This window comes from Enterobacter sp. 200527-13 (genome assembly GCF_027924865.1).
GTDB lineage: Bacteria > Pseudomonadota > Gammaproteobacteria > Enterobacterales > Enterobacteriaceae > Enterobacter > Enterobacter ludwigii.
This window is the reverse complement of record NZ_BSCM01000004.1, coordinates 310289-326909: the sequence shown is the minus strand read 5'-3', so window position 1 is coordinate 326909 and position 16621 is coordinate 310289. Positions and strand designations below refer to the sequence as shown.

Here is a 16621-nt window from a genome sequence, read left to right as displayed (position 1 = left end):
CTGACCCCCTCTCCCTGAGGGAGAGGGGGCGTTATAGCTCTCAGGGAGAGGGGGCACGCACTAAACCCGGTGCCTGCCACATCGATGTCGTCAGTCCGCTGTCCACCAGCCCAAGCTGGTCGGCATAAACGGCCTGCCACTTCTGCATCATACCGTCATACAGCTCCCGGTGCGCCGGGTTCGGCGTGAACTCGCGGCTCCATTTCACCAGCCGTTCGCCTGTCGCCGCCATATCCGAAAACAGCCCGGCTCCCGTTCCGGCAGCAATCGCACAGCCCAGCGCTGTCGCCTCTTTCACTTGCGGGACGCGCACCGGCAGACCGGTCACGTCGCTTAAAATCTGGCTCCACAACGCGCCTTTCGAGCCACCGCCTGCAAACACCAGACCGTCGAACGTTACCCCTGAGAACCGTGAGATCTGCGTCAGGTTACACGCCGAGACAATCGCCGCGTTCTCTTCCAGCGCACGGAACAGCGTGGCTTTGTTGCATTTTTCCGGGTCGATGGAGAGGTTAATAAACGACGGCGCGGCGTGATACCACTGCTTGAAGTGCATAGCATCTGAGAAGATCGGCATAACACCGTGTGAACCGGCAGGCACGCGGCTGGCCATCTCCTCAAGCAGGGAGTAAGTGTCCATTCCCATCCGCTCCGCGATGAGTTTCTCTTCCGCGCAGAAGGCGTCACGGAACCAGCGCATGGTCAGGCCGGTAAAGAAGCTGATCGACTCCGCCTGCGCCATGCCGGGGATCACATGCGGATTCACGCGGATGTTCATCTCCGGGTCGGTGCGTACCTGCGGCAGGTTGACCACCTGCTGCCAGAAGGTACCACCCAGCACGGCCGTTTGCCCGGCCCGCACGACGCCTAACCCAAGACAGCCAAGCTGCACGTCGCCACCGCCCATCACCACCGGCGTGCCTTCGCGCAGGCCGCTCTGCTGTGCGGCATCTTTGGTGATCGCACCGAGCACGGTGCCGGTCTCCTTCACCGGAGAGAGGATATCGGCACGCAGCCCGGCCATGTCGAGCAGCGCCGGACGCCAGTCGCGGGAGAAGAGATCCAGCATACCGGTAGTCCCGGCATTGGACGGATCAACGGCCAGCTCGCCGGACAGTTTTGCCGCCAGCCAGTCGCTTATCATGGTGATCGTGGCGGCTTTGCGGTAGATGTCCGGACGATGGTGCGCCAGCCACAGCAGGCGCGGCATGGCGCTCAGGGCCAGGGTCTGGCCGGAGACGTCATACACTTCGGATTCAAAACGGTAGTCGTGGATCTCTTTGAGTTCGGCTACCTCGCGGCTGGCGCGGGCATCGACGTTGGCGCACGCCCAGATGGCGTCGCCGTTGCGGTCATACAGCACGATCCCCTCGCGCATTGAGCAGCAGGCCACGGACTGGATATCCGCTGCGCTCAGGCGGGCGCGCTCCAGCGCCTGATGAATACACTGGCAGGTGAGCCGCCAGTTAATGTCGAGATCAAACTCCATCGAGCCCGGCACATTCTCCACGCTCAGGTGTTTCCACTCGGCCTGGCCGACGGCAACCTGGTTGCCCTGCAAATCGAAAATTACGGCGCGAACGCTGCCTGTCCCTGCATCTAACGCTAAAAGGTAACTCATGAGCATGCCTCGTGTCAGGCGCAGGACAGGCTCTTAGCTCGCCAGAGCCAGCACCGCGCGGGCTGTCGTCTCCTCCGTCACCAGGCCATTAATACGGCGGCCTTTGAGTGCGGCATAAATCGCATCGGCTTTCTCTTCACCTCCGGCCACGCCAACGATGGTGGGCAACTGCGCCAGTTCATCGAGCGTGACGCCCAGTAATTCCCGGTGGATCTCCAGCTCGTGCACGCATTCCCCTTCGGCGTTCAGGAAATAGCCAAGGATATCGCCCACCGCCCCTTTGCGGGCGTACATCAGCTGTTCACCTTCGCTGATATAGCCGGAGCGCAATATGGTGGCGTCCCGGCGCTGGTTTACTGAACCAATGCCTACCACCGCCACATCGGCCGCGGCGGCGGCGAGGATCACGTCCCGCACGCTGGATTCACGTTTTAGGATCCCGGCCACTTCGGCGGAGGAAACGCGAAGCGGGGCGGGGATCATGCTGACGCTGCAGGCGGCATCAAGCTGACCGATGCCCGTCATATACGGCCCAACGCCGCCGGAGAGCGTCACCAGGCGGATCTGCTGCGAGCTGATAAAACCGCTTAAGTGCTGCAGGCTGCTCATGGTGGTTTCACCAAATCCCACCGCCAGCAGCTGGCCGGGCTCCAGCACGCCCATTAGCGATTGCGCTGCGCCAATGCCCAGCCGAACATTCATGGGCGGGGTATTCAGGGCCGGCAACACGCGAACCAGCTTGAGCCCGAAGCGTTGCTGCAGCTCGGTTTCCAGCGCCAGACACCCCTCATAGCGGGAGTTGATCTGCACGCGGATCACCCCGGACTGTCGTCCTTTCTCCAGCAGACGCGAGATCTTCAGGCGCGGCAGTCCGAGCCGCTCGCCGATGTCATTCTGGGTTAATCCGTCGTGGTAGTAGCACCAGGCGACGCGGGCAACCAGCTCTTCTTCCGCCAGTGCCAGCCCGGCAAAACGACCTTCTTCCGCAGTGCGTTTATCGCTCATAATTGAACTCTTATAAAAATTTAGATCATATGTTCGTGATCGCGCAGAAAGAAAGTGTGAACCACGCGACAAAACAGATCTTTTAGATTGATTTGTGTCTGTGTGGATCTTAATCGATAAATTTGTGATCCCTGCACGGTTCTAAATATAGTTCACCGTCTACGCTTTTGAACATTATTAAATCTAAAAATCATTTGTTCAATAGCGGAGCGATAATGACGCCACTTATCGAAGCACGTGATATCAGCAAGCAGTTCTCCGGCGTACCGGTCCTGAAAGGTATTCATTTCACGCTGCTTGCGGGTCAGGTGCATGCGCTGATGGGCGGTAACGGCGCGGGAAAATCAACGCTGATGAAAATCATCGCCGGGGTGGAAACGCCGGACAGCGGTGAACTTTCGATTGACGGCCACGCGTTTGCGCGGCTTTCGCCCGCGCAGGCCCACAGGCTGGGGATTTATCTGGTGCCGCAGGAACCCCTGCTTTTCCCCAACCTGACGGTGCGGGAAAACATCCTTTTCCGCCTGCCGCGTGAGGCCGGTATGGGGGAACGGCTGGCGGAGAAACTCCAGCAGCTGCAGTGTCAGCTCACTCTTGATGCCACCGCCAGCACCCTGGAAGTGGCGGATCAACAGATGGTGGAGATCCTGCGCGGCCTGATGCGTAACGCGAAGATCCTGATCCTTGATGAACCCACGGCGTCGCTCACCCCGGGGGAAACCGAACGGCTGTTCCGCCAGATCCGCGCGTTGCAGGCGCTGGGCGTCGGCATTGTTTTTATCTCGCACAAATTACCGGAGATCCGCCAGCTGGCGAGCCACGTCTCGGTAATGCGCGACGGCGCGATCGTGCTCAGCGGTGAAACTGCACAGTTTGACGATAACGCCCTGATTGCCGCCATGACGCCGGTGAGCCGCGAAAAAGGATTAAGTGATGCGCAAAAACTGTGGCTGGCGCTGCCGGGCAATCGCCGCACGCAGCCGCAGGATTTCCCGGTGTTGCGGGTGGAAGAGCTTACCGGTGAGGGGTTTATCGATCTCAGCATGGAAATCTATGCCGGGGAAATAGTTGGCCTCGCCGGGCTGGTCGGCTCCGGGCGCACCGAGTTTGCGGAAACGCTGTATGGGCTGCGCCCGGTGCGCGGTGGGCGAGTCTGGCTGGAAAATCAGGAAATAACCGGCGAACCCGTGGCGGCACGGCTGGAGAAAGGGCTGGTCTACCTGCCAGAGGACCGACAGGTTTCCGGCTTGTTCCTGGATGCGCCGATTCGCTGGAACACCGTGGTACTGAATGAGCCCTCGGTCTGGCAGCAGCGCAAACGGGAGTCGGCGGTGGTGGAGCGCTATCACCGGGCGCTGGGGATCAAGCTTAACCATGCGGATCAAACCGTGCGCACGCTCTCCGGCGGCAACCAGCAGAAGGTGTTGCTGGCGCGCTGTCTGGAGGCGAACCCGCTGCTGTTGATCGTCGATGAACCGACACGCGGAGTGGATGTGTCGGCGCGGGCCGATATCTATCAGCTCATCAAAAGCGTGGCGGCGCAGAACGTGGCGGTGCTGATGATCTCAAGCGATCTGGATGAGTTCCCCGGGCTTGCCGATCGCGTGCTGGTGATGCACCAGGGCGTGCTCAGCGGCGAGTTGTCCCGGCACGCGGTCAGTCTCGACAGAATGATGGCGCTGGCATTCGGAGGGCAGTCATGAAGACCTTACTGAAAAATCGCGAACTGAGCGCGTTCATCGCCATTCTGGCGTTGTTCGCGGTGCTGGTGGGGCTCAATCCGGCCTATTTCAGCCTGCAAACGCTGGGGATGATCTTCGCCAGTTCGCAAATCCTGATCCTGCTGGCGCTCGGCGCCGCGCTGGTGATGTTGACCCGCAATATTGATGTTTCCGTCGGCTCTACCGTCGGGCTGTCTGCCATTGCCGTGGGGGTGGCCCTGAACAGCGGCTACACCCTGCCGGTATCGATCCTCTTTGCGCTGTCGATTGGCGCACTGGCGGGAGCATTTAACGGTTTTCTGGTGGTGGGGCTGCGTATTCCGGCAATTGTGGCCACCCTCGGTACGCTGGGCCTCTATCGCGGGGCGATGCTGCTGTGGACGGGAGGAAAGTGGATTGAAGGGCTACCGCCGAGCCTGAAATCGCTCTCTGAACCTGCCGCTATGGGTATTTCACCGCTCGGAATGGGCGTGGTGTTTTTAGCCGCGGTCGGCGCATGGACGTTGTCGCGCACCGCCTTCGGACGCGATTTCTACGCCGTGGGCGACAACCTTACCGCCGCACGCCAGCTGGGCGTGGCGGTGAACCGCACGCGAATGATCGCTTTTACGCTGAACGGCATGCTGGCCGCGTGTGCGGGGATTGTCTTCGCTTCGCAGATTGGCTTTGTACCTAACCAGACCGGCAGCGGGCTGGAGATGAAAGCCATTGCCGCCTGCGTACTCGGGGGGATCTCTCTGCTGGGCGGTACCGGGACGCTTATTGGCGCCTTACTGGGGGCTTTTTTCCTGACTCAAATCGACACCGTGCTGGTGCTGTTCAGGCTGCCCGCGTGGTGGAATGACTTTATCGCCGGGCTGGTGCTGCTCGGTGTGCTGGTGCTCGACGGGCGTTTACGCCAGGCGCTGGCCCGGCATCAACGGGCACTTAAGTACAGCCGCTTCCAGCCCGGTAACAAAGGGGGGAAGCATGTCACCCCGTTTACGAAACACAAAAAAGAGGTGGCGTAAATGAAGCTTAACTGGGAAAGCGCGCTGCTGATATTACTGGTGCTGGAAATCCTGCTCTTTGGGGCCATCAATCCGCGCATGCTCGATATCAACATGCTGCTGTTCAGCACCAGTGATTTTATCTGCATTGGCATTGTGGCGCTGCCGCTCACCCTGGTGATCATCAGCGGCGGCATTGATATTTCTCTCGGTTCGACCATCGGCCTGTGTGCCATCGCGTTGGGGGTGATGATGCAGGCGGGCTGGCCGATGGCGCTGGCCATACCGTTGACGCTGCTGCTCGGCCTGCTGTGCGGTCTGGTCAACGCTGCGCTGATCCACTACACCGGCATCAGCCCGCTGGTTATCACCCTCGGCACGCTCTATCTCTACGGCGGCGGCGCACTGCTGCTCTCCGGCATGGCGGGGGCGACCGGTTACGAAGGCATCGGTGGCTTCCCGGACAGCTTTACCGCGTTCGCTAATCTCACGTTCCTGGGGTTGCCAATCCCGCTGGTGCTGTTCGCCGTGATTACCGTCTTCTTCTGGCTGATTACCCATCGCGGACGCTTTGGCCGCCATCTGTTTTTGATTGGGCAGAACCCGCGCGCGGCGCGCTATGCGGCGCTCTCGGTCAACGGGATGCCCTACGCCCTGTATGGCCTGGTGGGCGTTGCTTCGGCCATTGCTGCGCTGGTGATGGTCTCCTATTTCGGTTCGGCGCGTTCGGATTTGGGACGCGATTTACTGATGCCTGCACTGACCGCAGCGGTCCTCGGCGGCGCCAATATCTATGGCGGTTCGGGGTCGGTAATCGGTACGGCCCTGGCGGCGTTGCTGGTGGGGTATCTGCAGCAGGGTTTACAGATGGTCGGCATCCCCAACCAGGTGTCGAGCGCGCTGTCAGGGGCGCTGTTGGTTGTGGTGGTGATGGGACGTTCACTGAGTTTGCACCGTGAATGGGTGCGCTCTCTCCTCACAAAACATACCCGGAGCGTAAGATGAAAACAAAACTGATAGTCCTGGCGATGGCACTCAGCTTCGCGTCGGCACAGGCCGCGGACCGCATCGCCTTTATCCCCAAGCTGGTGGGCGTTGGCTTCTTTACCAGCGGCGGCAATGGCGCGAAAGAGGCGGGTAAAGATCTCGGCGTGGACGTCACCTACGACGGCCCGACCGAGCCCAGCGTCTCAGGCCAGGTGCAGCTTATCAACAACTTCGTTAACCAGGGCTATAACGCCATTATCGTTTCGGCGGTGTCGCCGGATGGCCTCTGCCCGGCGCTGAAGCGCGCGATGCAGCGTGGCGTCAAAGTACTGACCTGGGACTCCGACACCAAACCGGAATGCCGCAGCATCTACATCAACCAGGGCACCCCGGCGCAGCTTGGCGGCCTGCTGGTCGACATGGCCGGTAAACAGGTCACCAAACCGAATGCCAAAGTGGCGTTCTTTTACTCCAGCCCGACCGTTACCGACCAGAACCAGTGGGTGAAAGAGGCGAAGGCCAAAATCGAGAAAGATCATCCGCAGTGGCAGGTTGTGACCACGCAGTTTGGCTATAACGATGCCACCAAATCGCTACAAACCGCCGAGGGGATCTTAAAAGCGTATCCGGATCTGGATGCGATCATCGCCCCGGATGCCAACGCCCTGCCGGCAGCGGCGCAGGCGGCGGAAAACCTGAAGCGAGAAGGGGTGGCGATTGTCGGCTTCAGCACGCCTAACGTGATGCGCCCGTACGTAGAGCGCGGCACGGTGAAAGCCTTCGGCCTGTGGGATGTGGTGCAACAGGGCAAAATTGCGGTCAATGTCGCCGATCGGTTGTTGAAAAAAGGCGATCTTAACGTTGGCGACAGCGTGGACGTGAAAGATATCGGTACGCTGAAGGTCGAGCCGAACAGCGTGCAGGGCTACCAGTATGAAGCGAAGGGCAACGGCATTGTGCTGCTGCCGGAGCGGGTGGTGTTTACCAAAGAGAACATCAACAAATACGATTTCTGACGGGGGAGCAAATGGCTGATTTAGACGACATCAAAGACGGCAAAGATTTTGGCATCGGCACACCGCAGCAGAACGTGCCGTTTACCCTGAAGGGATGCGGCTCGCTGGACTGGGGAATGCAGTCCAGGCTGGCGCGCATCTTCAACCCAAAAAGCAACCGCACGGTGATGCTGGCCTTTGATCACGGCTATTTCCAGGGACCGACTACCGGCCTTGAGCGTATCGATCTCTCTATCGCCCCGCTGTTTGGGGAAACCGACGTGCTGATGTGCACCCGCGGTATTTTGCGCAGCCAGGTGCCTGTCGCCACCAATAAACCCGTCGTGTTGCGCGCCTCTGGCGGCAATTCGATTTTAGGAGAACTTTCCAACGAGTGCGTGGCGGTGGCGATGGAAGATGCGCTGCGCCTGAACGTCTGCGCGGTGGCGGCGCAGGTGTACATCGGCAGTGAGTTTGAACATCAGTCGATCAACAACATCATCAAACTGGTGGATGCCGGTGCGCGCTATGGCATGCCGACCCTGGCGGTAACGGGCGTTGGCAAAGAGATGGCGCGCGACGCGCGGTATTTCTCGCTTGCCAGCCGTATCGCGGCCGAGATGGGGGCGCAGTTCGTCAAAACCTATTATGTCGACGAAGGGTTTGAAAAAGTAACCGCCAGCTGCCCGGTGCCGATCGTGATTGCCGGAGGCAAAAAGCTGCCGGAGCACGACGCGCTGGAGATGTGCTGGCGGGCGATTGACCAGGGGGCGTCCGGCGTGGACATGGGCCGCAATATCTTCCAGTCCAGCGCCCCGCTGGCCATGCTGAAAGCGGTGAAAAAAGTGGTACATGAGAACATGAGCGCGCGGGACGCGTTCCAGTTCTGGCAGGAAGAGAAACAGGGAGAAGCAAAATGAACGTGACATTAGTGGAAATCAACATCAAACCCGAGCGGGTCGATGAGTTTCTGGAGGTGTTTCGCGCTAACCACGAAGGGGCGATTCAGGAGCCGGGCAATCTGCGCTTTGATGTTTTACAGGATCCGCGCGTGAAAACCCGGTTCTTTATCTACGAAGCCTACAAGGATGAAGAGGCGGTGCTGGCGCACAAGAAAACCCCGCACTATCTGGCCTGCGTGGATAAGCTTGAGGACCTGATGTCAGAGCCGCGCAAAAAACGCAGTTTTGTCGGGTTGTTGCCGGCGTAACAGACCGCCGGGTAGCGCTTACGCTAGCCCGGCGATGCTCAGGCGAGGGCCAGATCCGCCAGGATCGCCGCCAGCGTTTCGCGCGGTTTCCCGCTCAGCGACGCAAGCGGGAACGGCAGTGCAGGCGCGGCCACTTTCCCTGACATTTCTGCTGCTGCGGCCATCACCCGCAAACTGCCGTACTGGCGGAACAGCGCCCACAGCGGTGCCAGCCGGTCAGAGGCTGCGGTGTCTTTGGCTCGTGCAATCGCCAGTGCCGTCTGCGGATAGAGCCCTGCGATAACCGAATACCAGACATCGAACCCGGCCTGCAGGGCTGACGCCGCCCGCCAGTCGCCACTGATGCCCAGGGTGACGTTTTCAGGAAGACGGGCACGCATGTGGGCGATATTGTCCGGTGTGCGCCCGAGCTTGACGGATTTGACGTTCGGTAGCGCCGCCACGGCATACAGCAAATCGTCGTTAAACTCGAACCCGGTGGTGGCCGGGTTGTCGTAAATGCACAGCGGAACAGAGATCCGGTGGGTCACCGTCTCATACAGGGTAAACACTTCCTCTGCCGTCAGGCGCTGGTACGACACGGGGGCCAGTAACACCCCGCGGGCGCCGGCACTTTGCGCCTCATCCGCCAGACGGAGAATATCGTCGAGGCGAAGCGCGCCAATACTTACGCTCACCGGAATGTTGTCGGCATGCGCCACGGCACAGCGGGTGATATGCGTGCGCTCTTCAGGCGTCAGATACGCGTAACTGCCCGTCGAACCGAGGATCCCCAGCGAATCGACACCGGCATCCACCAGCGGGCGCAGCAACTGCACAAACGCCTGCTCATCAAATTTCCCCTCTCGCAATGGCGTCAGAGGGAATGCGCTTAACCCGTGAAACATCCGCTTATCCTTTTAGAGTTCAATCAGTTGAAGGTGAGCAGTGGAGCCCGGCATCAGCCGCTGCAGGTTGCTGACTAACTCATCGCCAGCCTCCTGCAACGCCGATAACGGCATCGACGGCAGACTTTCGAGAATAAACCACATGTGTTGCGCCTGGCTATCGAGACGTGTACGCACGCCCTGGCGCCAGTTCCAGCGACGGCAGGTGACGCCGATATCATCGCGCCAGATAACTTCGCCCGCATCCGGGTATTCGATAACCGGCTGGCCCTCTTTCAGGGTATCAAACGGTTCATTACCTTCGGCAAGCGTCAGACGCGGTGCGCCTGCATAAGCGGCAAGATTCTCACCCCCGACGGGAATGGCGTAACGAATGCTGATGGCATTGTAAATATCAACCACTGGATCGAGCGGGGGCAGTGCGCCCTCCTTCAGCACTCGCTTACGCAGGGCCGATGCCGAGCAGGGCGTGCGTTTCGGTTTCGCACCAAACGCTCTGAACACGTCATCCCAGGCGCTGAGGTGCGCTTCCGCCCAGGCGACATCATCAGTGAGGACCTGCTGGCAGGCCTGTGCCAGCGCGGCAGAGGCCACGTCCGGCTGGGTTATCGGGGCGGCTTCAACCAGAATGCTCAGCGCCCGAAAGCCGGGGGCAATCCCGGTAAGACGCGGGTCTATTGACGGCGTAACGAGAGACATAAATAATCCTGTATTGACTGTTTTATACTATGGTAGTGACCAATGACTGATAAAGTCAATATAATGACCGATTCGGGTGCCGATATCGCCCAGGTAAGCCTGGCCGTCGCCACCCGCATTCGCAACTGGCGCAAAGAGAAAAAACTGTCGCTGGATGAGCTTTCACGCCGCGCGAGCGTCAGCAAAGGCATGCTGGTGGAGATTGAAAAAGGGGCGGCGAATCCCAGCATTGCCATTCTCTGCAAGCTGGCTGCCGCGCTGGGCGTTTCGGTGGCGGATATCGTTAACGTCTCCAGCGAGCCGCGGGTGCACGTCATAGAAGAAGCGGCGATCCCGGTTCTGTGGCAGGGCCCACAGGGCGGATATGCCCGGCTGCTCGCGGGCACGTCTGGCCCGGATATGATTGAACTCTGGCAGTGGGTGATGCATCCGGGGGAGCGTTTTACCTCGCCGGGGCATCCGGCGGGAACGTTTGAGCTGCTGCATGTCACTGAGGGAGGATTAACCCTGACGGTGGAAGAGACGGTGACGCAGGTGGCGGCAGGCGCTTCGGCGGTGGCGAAAACGGAAGCGGCACACGGCTACGCGAATGAGGGCGAAAATGTGTTGCGGTTTACCATGACGGTGGCGGAGTTTCACCGCTAAAAACGCCCCCTCCGTCAGGAGGGGGAGTGGATATCACGCTTCTTCCACGCTTACCCGCAGGGCTGCCAGCGCTTTACGCGCCGCTTTCAGCACCTGCTCACACTGTTCAACCGTCAGCGTCAGCGGCGGTTCAATGCGAATGGTCTTCGAGTTGTTGAGCGTTCCGGCAACCAGGACCCGCTGGCGGAACATCTCGCTCGCGAAGCTGTAGCCGATTTCGTTGTCGACAAACTCAATGGCCATCAGCAACCCTTTACCCCGCGCATCCTGCACCAGATCCGGATATTCCCGGCCCAGCTGGCGGAAACCGTCCAGCAGCATATCGCCTTTCTGTTCCGCCTGTGCAGGCAGGTTTTGATCCAGCAGCACGTTGATGGTCGCCAGCGCGGCCGCGCAGGCCAGCGGGTTACCGCCAAACGTAGTGGTGTGCAGGAACGGGTTGTCGAACAGCACCGAGAAGACCTCTTCGGTCGCCACCGTCGCGCCAATCGGCATCACGCCGCCGCCCAGCGCTTTTGCCAGACAGAGAATGTCCGGCTGGACGTTCTCATGCTCGCAGGCAAACATCTTGCCCGTACGCCCCATCCCGGTTTGGACTTCGTCGAGGATCAGCAGTGCGCCAAACTCATCGCACAACTGACGCACGGCAGGCAGATAGCCCTGCGGGGGCAGGATCACGCCGCCCTCACCCTGAATAGGCTCCAGGATCACCGCTGCCACATCGTCGCCGGTTTTACGGCATTCGCTCAGCATGGTGCGCATAGCGCTAATGTCACCAAACGGCACGTGGCGGAAGCCCGGCAGCAGCGGCATGAACGGTTTGCGGAAGGTGGATTTGGCGGTAGCTGACAGTGCGCCCAGGGATTTTCCGTGGAACGCGCCGCTGGTGGCGATAAACGTGAATTTGCCGCGCGGCGACTGGTACGCTTTGGCGAGTTTAATCGCCGCTTCGACCGATTCCGTGCCGCTGTTGCTAAAGAAGCTGTACTTCAGTTTGCCGGGCGTTAAGGCCGCGAGCGTTTTCGCGAGCATAGCGCGAAGCGGATCGAGCAGTTCCTGGCTATGGAGAGGTTGTTTCGCAAGTTGATTCTGTACGGCGGAAACCACAACTGGATTACGGTGCCCCACGTTGAAAATTCCAAAACCACCCAGGCAATCTATAAACTCCTGTCCCTGGGTGTCGACAAGCGTATTAAGACTTCCCGCTTGCCACTCTACGGCTCCGTAATCCCCGCCGGCGGTAACAGATTTGCGATACTCCAAAAACCCTGGATTGACATGCTCTTTAAAGTAATCGATGACCTCTCGGTTAAGTTGTTTCATCTCCTCATGATCAAGCGTTCGCTTCTCAATGAGATTCAGTGCGTGCGCGGTACAGGCAAGAGCCGAGGCGCTGGAAGGTAACCTGTTCAAAATGTGCTCCCGGGGATCGCGTATCACATGATACTGGATTAAGTATTGCAGGGATTACGCCACTTCAGATGCCTTAACGAAAATCAGGATAAACACCAGGTTAACATTATGTTGCGCAAAATTTAATCATGCCGATATAACCGATACGGGATTTAGCGGTACGGCGGAAAAGGCCTGGGGAGGTGCGATTTAGAGGCCATTGCACTTATAGAGTGCAGACGCTGCGACTTAAGTGAGCGTTAACGCGTCATACTCTGCAGGTAATTTCTCTGTGAAAGTATTTGAAATCAATCAATTATAAAATCTCACAAAAAGTGCGGTTTAAGTGAAATCTGCGATCTCTATCAACTTTAACAACTAAAGATAAATTCTTTACCGCCGAAAAAACATTAATCCACAAAATTAACATTCAAATAACCTGCAAGGGATGCTCACGATGTCCGCTCCAACCTTTGTCACCCAGAATGAATATCCTCTGGACGATGACACCACCTTAATGTCGACCACCGATATCCACAGTTACCTGACCCACGCCAACGACACCTTTGTGCAGGTGAGTGGCTATCAGCTTGATGAGCTGATGGGCCAGCCGCACAATCTGGTGCGCCACCCCGATATGCCAAAAGCGGCGTTTGCCGATATGTGGTACACCCTGCAAAAGGGCGAGCCGTGGAGCGGCATTGTCAAAAACCGACGTAAAAATGGTGACCACTACTGGGTGCGCGCCAACGCGGTGCCGATGGTGCGTCACGGGCAGGTGACGGGCTATATGTCGATTCGCACCAAAGCCACGGCAGAAGAGATTGCTGGCGTGGAGCCGCTCTATCGTGCTCTGAATGACGGGCGCTGCAAGAAACGTATTCATAAAGGATTGGTGGTAAGGAAAGGCTGGCTGGGGAAACTTCCGGCAATGCCGCTGCGCTGGCGTGTGCGCAGCGTGATGGCGGGGCTGTTTGCGGTGCTGGCTGCCACGCTGGTGGCCACCTCCGCGGGTGCGTACCCGCTGGCTGCCGCCGCGGTAGTCATGCTGCTGGGCACGCTGCTGTTTGAGCAGCAGATTGTTCGTCCGATCGAAAACGTGGCGCGTCAGGCGCTGAAAGTCGCCACCGGCGAGCGCAACAGCGTGCAGCACCTGAACCGCAGCGACGAGCTGGGGTTGACCCTGCGTGCGGTAGGGCAGCTGGGGCTGATGTGCCGCTGGTTGATTAACGATGTGTCAAGCCAGGTGGTGAGCGTGCGTGATGGCAGCGACAGGCTAGCAAAGGGGAATGAAGATCTGAACGATCGGACGCGTCAGACCGTGGCCAATGTGCAGCAGACCGTGGCGACAATGAACCAGATGGCCGCCTCCGTGCAGAGTAATTCAGAAACCGCCGCCGAAGTGGACAAGCTGTCAGTGGCCGCCAGCAGCGCGGCGACCAAAGGCGGAAACGCGATGCAGACGGTGGTGAAAACCATGGATGACATCGCGGATAGCACGCAGCGGATTGGCTCGATTACCTCCCTTATTAACGACATCGCGTTTCAGACCAATATTCTGGCGCTGAATGCGGCGGTGGAGGCAGCAAGAGCCGGTGAGCAGGGAAAAGGCTTTGCGGTTGTCGCCGGCGAAGTGCGCCATCTCGCCAGCCGTAGCGCCAGTGCAGCCAACGATATTCGCAAGCTGATTGATGCCAGCGCCAGCAAGGTGCAGTCCGGCTCTGATCAGGTTCATGCCGCCGGTCGTACAATGGATGATATCGTCGAGCAGGTGAAAAACGTGACGCAGCTTATCGCGCAGATCAGCCACTCCACCTCTGAACAGGCTACCGGCTTGTCAGAGCTCACCCGTGCGGTGGCCGAGCTGGACAGCATCACGCAGAAAAATGCCGATCTGGTTGAGGAAAGTGCCCACATATCCGCAATGGTGAAGCATCGCGCCGGGCGTCTTAAGGATGCGGTAACCGTGCTCCATTGAGCCAGTAAGGTTCCAGAAAGCCGTTTATTTCATCAGGAATAAGCGGCTTTATTTTTTCTGAATGTAATTATTAATGTCTTTTATTGTTAACTTTATATTAAGTAACTAAAGAAAGCACATCAGATATTTACCCCAGCCTAAGTCCGTTTTTCCCGATGCTATTTTGAAAATGCCTCATCAGAGGGTGACGTAACGATCGATTTACGGATATTAATAGCCTACACCTATCCATTGTTGTGGTTATGAAATAAAAAAACGATCAAAGTCATAAAGTTAGCGGTTTCGTTACCGATAACGGTGATCGTCTGAGAAATAATCACATCGATGGAGAAAATATGTTCTTACATGACGTAAAGATCGGCACGAAATTATTTCTGGCGTTTGGATTCTTTATTGTCCTGATGGTGGTCAGTGCGAGTTTATCCTTGCTAAGCCTGAACCGGGCGAACAACGGAATGCAATCCATCATTACCCGTGATTATCCGACCACGGTAAAAGCGAACCAGTTAATCGACAACTTCCAGGAATTTATTGGCACTCAGCAGCTGATGTTACTGGATGAACAGGGAACGTATACAGCGCAGTCACAGCAGCGTCTTAAAGCGATCAGCGAACAGATTACGGTGATCCTCGGCGAGCTAAATACTGCGCTGCAGGATCCTGAATCACAGCGGGTTCTTGCTGAGATACGCGGCGTGCGTCAGCAGTATCTGGACTCGCGTTATCGCATTTTGCAGGCGGTGCAGAATAACGATCGGGCGGGCGCTATTCAGGAGATGATGACCAACACCCTGAAGCTACAGCAGGCCTATAAAGCCAACGTGCAGGCGCTGATCGCGATTCAGAACCAGGAAATGCAAAGCGCAGGAGTGCAGGTCGAGGGCGATTTCAAATCGAACCGCCTGCTGCTGATCCTGATCACGCTCTTTAGCGTCGCGACCGGCAGCCTGATTGGCTGGTTTATCGTGCGCTCAATCACGCGTCCGCTGGGCGAGGCGGTGGATTTTGCAAAAGCCATTGCTGAAGGCGATCTGACCGGCAGCATCACGCCGCACGGTAAAGACGAAACCGGCCTGCTGCTGCATGCGCTGATGGAGATGAAAACGCGTCTGCTGGACATTGTGCAGCAGGTCCAGACCGGTTCGGAGAATATCTCGAGTGCCGCCGCGCAGATTGTCGCGGGGAACCAGGATCTTGCCGCGCGCACCGAAGAGCAGGCCAGCTCTGTTGAACAGACCGCTGCCTCGATGGAGCAGATCACGGCGACGGTAAAAAACACCGCCTCACACACCGGAGAAGCAACTCACCTCTCGGCGGACGCTGCCATGGTGGTCAAAAACAACGGCGAGATGATGAAGCAGGTCACCAGCAAAATGCGCCTGATTAACGAGACTTCTAACCGGATGTCCGACATCATCGACCTGATCGACGCCATCGCTTTCCAGACCAACATTCTGGCGCTGAACGCGGCGGTGGAAGCAGCACGTGCGGGCGAGCACGGTCGTGGTTTTGCGGTGGTGGCAGGCGAAGTGCGTCAGCTTGCGCAGAAGAGTGCGTCATCCGCCAGTGAAATTCGTCAGCTGATCGAAAGTTCTACCAGCCAGACGCAGGACGGGATGAACCTGGTCGAGAAAGCGAGCGAGTTGATTAACGGTATGGTCGGCAACGTGGAAGAGATGGACGTCATTCTGCGTGAGATCCGCCAGGCCAGCCATGAGCAGACGGAAGGGATCTCGCAAATTAACAGCGCGATTGGTCTGATTGATGCCACCACGCAGCAGAACTCCGCCCTGGTGGAGGAGTCTGTCGCGGCAGCAGCGTCCCTGAACGAACAGGCGATGCACCTGAAAGACCTTGTCCGCGTCTTCCGCGTGAGCGATCGCGTACTGGCTTAATCCAGCTGGGAGATCTCCAGCGCTGCGCGGTCGATCACGCCGATGATCTGCTTAAGCTGCGCATCGCTGAGTTCGCCCTGGTTCACCTTCAGGTCTAACACCGCTTTGAAGTTATCCAGAGCCCGCTTCATTTGCGGGTTTTTTCTCAGCTGGAAGCCGACGGAGCGCGCTTTAATACGCGCCTGAATTTGCGCCAGCTGCTCCTGATTTTCATCCAGCCACTGCTGACCGGCCACGGTAATCGCAATTCTCTTGCGGCCATTCTCTTCTTCGGTGATGGTGATATAGGTCTGATCCTGAAGGTAATCGAGGGTCGGGTAGATAACGCCAGGGCTTGGGGTGTAATTCCCCTGCGTCATGTTCTCGATCTCCTTGATCAACTCGTAGCCATGGCTCGCGTTGTGGGTCAGGATATCCAGTATCACCAGACGCAGATCGCCGTGACCAAAAAAGCGTGGTCGGCGTCCGCCGCCGTCGTGTTCGTTTCGCATACTCACCCCTTCAAGTTGATATATCTAAACTATATCTTAGATATATTCAGATGCAATCTAAAAGATCTTGCATTCTTGCTGATTAGCAATCATTATCATTTAAAAT

15 protein-coding genes are annotated in these 16621 nt (G+C 58.1%); 9 read left to right on the top strand and 6 right to left on the bottom strand.

What is annotated here, in order from left to right; all coding sequences use genetic code 11:
- Window positions 1–40: 40 nt before the first annotated feature.
- Both lsrK and lsrR read right to left on the bottom strand, forming a co-directional pair.
- Window positions 41–1621: an autoinducer-2 kinase gene (lsrK, locus tag QMG44_RS16360; protein WP_020883580.1), complete on the bottom strand. Its 1581-nt coding sequence runs from the start codon at window positions 1619–1621 to the stop codon at window positions 41–43.
- Window positions 1622–1654: 33 nt separating this feature from the next.
- Entirely contained in the window at window positions 1655–2626 is a 972-nt protein-coding gene (gene lsrR, locus QMG44_RS16355; RefSeq protein WP_020883581.1) for a transcriptional regulator LsrR, read from the bottom strand.
- 215 nt (window positions 2627–2841) lie between these two features.
- Between lsrR and lsrA the strand changes: the two genes are divergently transcribed.
- Genes lsrA through lsrG form a run of 6 tightly spaced genes read left to right on the top strand, consistent with a single transcriptional unit; the run spans window position 2842 to window position 8528 of the window.
- A complete protein-coding gene (gene lsrA, locus QMG44_RS16350; protein WP_086532082.1) occupies window positions 2842–4329 on the top strand; it encodes an autoinducer 2 ABC transporter ATP-binding protein LsrA in 1488 nt (495 codons plus the stop codon).
- Window positions 4326–5357: an autoinducer 2 ABC transporter permease LsrC gene (gene lsrC, locus QMG44_RS16345; RefSeq protein ID WP_014171713.1), complete on the top strand. Its 1032-nt coding sequence runs from the start codon at window positions 4326–4328 to the stop codon at window positions 5355–5357. The genes lsrA and lsrC overlap by 4 nt, the downstream gene beginning before the upstream one ends.
- Entirely contained in the window at window positions 5358–6341 is a 984-nt protein-coding gene (gene lsrD / locus QMG44_RS16340) for an autoinducer 2 ABC transporter permease LsrD (protein WP_014171712.1), read from the top strand.
- Window positions 6338–7339: an autoinducer 2 ABC transporter substrate-binding protein LsrB gene (gene lsrB, locus QMG44_RS16335; RefSeq protein ID WP_025202959.1), complete on the top strand. Its 1002-nt coding sequence runs from the start codon at window positions 6338–6340 to the stop codon at window positions 7337–7339. Before lsrD ends, lsrB begins: the two co-directional genes overlap by 4 nt.
- Window positions 7340–7350: 11 nt before the next feature.
- Window positions 7351–8238, top strand: a complete 888-nt coding sequence (gene lsrF / locus QMG44_RS16330; RefSeq protein ID WP_014171710.1) for a 3-hydroxy-5-phosphonooxypentane-2,4-dione thiolase — start codon at window positions 7351–7353, stop codon at window positions 8236–8238.
- The gene (gene lsrG, locus QMG44_RS16325; protein WP_020883586.1) at window positions 8235–8528 is read left to right on the top strand and encodes a (4S)-4-hydroxy-5-phosphonooxypentane-2,3-dione isomerase; all 294 of its coding nucleotides are present in this window, start codon (window positions 8235–8237) and stop codon (window positions 8526–8528) included. Before lsrF ends, lsrG begins: the two co-directional genes overlap by 4 nt.
- A gap of 38 nt (window positions 8529–8566) precedes the next feature.
- Here lsrG and QMG44_RS16320 read toward each other — a convergent pair whose 3' ends face one another.
- Together QMG44_RS16320 and QMG44_RS16315 are read right to left on the bottom strand one after the other, a co-directional pair.
- Window positions 8567–9415 carry a dihydrodipicolinate synthase family protein gene (locus QMG44_RS16320; protein ID WP_086532083.1) on the bottom strand — a complete coding sequence of 283 codons (849 nt, stop codon included), beginning with the start codon at window positions 9413–9415 and terminating at the stop codon, window positions 8567–8569.
- A 12-nt stretch (window positions 9416–9427) separates the two neighbouring features.
- Window positions 9428–10114: a B3/4 domain-containing protein gene (locus QMG44_RS16315; RefSeq protein ID WP_059306149.1), complete on the bottom strand. Its 687-nt coding sequence runs from the start codon at window positions 10112–10114 to the stop codon at window positions 9428–9430.
- Between the two features lie 42 nt (window positions 10115–10156).
- Here QMG44_RS16315 and QMG44_RS16310 point away from each other — a divergent pair, with 42 nt between their 5' ends.
- Complete coding sequence (locus tag QMG44_RS16310) at window positions 10157–10759, top strand: helix-turn-helix domain-containing protein (protein ID WP_020883589.1); 603 nt, start codon at window positions 10157–10159, stop codon at window positions 10757–10759.
- Window positions 10760–10792: 33 nt separating this feature from the next.
- Here the strand turns inward: QMG44_RS16310 and ygjG are convergent, their stop codons facing one another.
- On the bottom strand, window positions 10793–12172 hold the full coding sequence (ygjG, locus tag QMG44_RS16305; RefSeq protein ID WP_020883590.1) for a putrescine aminotransferase: 1380 nt from the start codon (window positions 12170–12172) through the stop codon (window positions 10793–10795).
- 436 nt (window positions 12173–12608) lie between these two features.
- Here ygjG and QMG44_RS16300 point away from each other — a divergent pair, with 436 nt between their 5' ends.
- Window positions 12609–14129, top strand: coding sequence for a PAS domain-containing methyl-accepting chemotaxis protein (locus QMG44_RS16300; RefSeq protein WP_025202964.1), 1521 nt, complete (start codon window positions 12609–12611; stop codon window positions 14127–14129).
- Between the two features lie 335 nt (window positions 14130–14464).
- Complete coding sequence (locus QMG44_RS16295) at window positions 14465–16024, top strand: methyl-accepting chemotaxis protein (protein WP_014171702.1); 1560 nt, start codon at window positions 14465–14467, stop codon at window positions 16022–16024.
- On the opposite strand, the gene QMG44_RS16290 is transcribed toward QMG44_RS16295, so the two are convergent.
- The gene (locus QMG44_RS16290; RefSeq protein WP_086532084.1) at window positions 16021–16515 is read right to left on the bottom strand and encodes a PadR family transcriptional regulator; all 495 of its coding nucleotides are present in this window, start codon (window positions 16513–16515) and stop codon (window positions 16021–16023) included. The two genes, QMG44_RS16295 and QMG44_RS16290, sit on opposite strands and share 4 nt — an antisense overlap.
- Window positions 16516–16621: the final 106 nt, after the last annotated feature.

What these genes read in the sequence shown, in the direction of transcription:
- QMG44_RS16290 (WP_086532084.1), bottom strand. Translation starts at nt 16,515, where the DNA reads ATGCGAAACGAACACGACGGCGGCGGACGCCGACCACGCTTTTTTGGT.
- lsrG (WP_020883586.1), top strand. Translation starts at nt 8,235, where the DNA reads ATGAACGTGACATTAGTGGAAATCAACATCAAACCCGAGCGGGTCGAT.
- QMG44_RS16310 (WP_020883589.1), top strand. Translation starts at nt 10,157, where the DNA reads ATGACTGATAAAGTCAATATAATGACCGATTCGGGTGCCGATATCGCC.
- QMG44_RS16300 (WP_025202964.1), top strand. Translation starts at nt 12,609, where the DNA reads ATGTCCGCTCCAACCTTTGTCACCCAGAATGAATATCCTCTGGACGAT.
- lsrB (WP_025202959.1), top strand. Translation starts at nt 6,338, where the DNA reads ATGAAAACAAAACTGATAGTCCTGGCGATGGCACTCAGCTTCGCGTCG.
- QMG44_RS16295 (WP_014171702.1), top strand. Translation starts at nt 14,465, where the DNA reads ATGTTCTTACATGACGTAAAGATCGGCACGAAATTATTTCTGGCGTTT.
- QMG44_RS16315 (WP_059306149.1), bottom strand. Translation starts at nt 10,114, where the DNA reads ATGTCTCTCGTTACGCCGTCAATAGACCCGCGTCTTACCGGGATTGCC.
- lsrF (WP_014171710.1), top strand. Translation starts at nt 7,351, where the DNA reads ATGGCTGATTTAGACGACATCAAAGACGGCAAAGATTTTGGCATCGGC.
- lsrD (WP_014171712.1), top strand. Translation starts at nt 5,358, where the DNA reads ATGAAGCTTAACTGGGAAAGCGCGCTGCTGATATTACTGGTGCTGGAA.
- lsrC (WP_014171713.1), top strand. Translation starts at nt 4,326, where the DNA reads ATGAAGACCTTACTGAAAAATCGCGAACTGAGCGCGTTCATCGCCATT.
- lsrK (WP_020883580.1), bottom strand. Translation starts at nt 1,621, where the DNA reads ATGAGTTACCTTTTAGCGTTAGATGCAGGGACAGGCAGCGTTCGCGCC.
- QMG44_RS16320 (WP_086532083.1), bottom strand. Translation starts at nt 9,415, where the DNA reads ATGTTTCACGGGTTAAGCGCATTCCCTCTGACGCCATTGCGAGAGGGG.
- lsrR (WP_020883581.1), bottom strand. Translation starts at nt 2,626, where the DNA reads ATGAGCGATAAACGCACTGCGGAAGAAGGTCGTTTTGCCGGGCTGGCA.
- lsrA (WP_086532082.1), top strand. Translation starts at nt 2,842, where the DNA reads ATGACGCCACTTATCGAAGCACGTGATATCAGCAAGCAGTTCTCCGGC.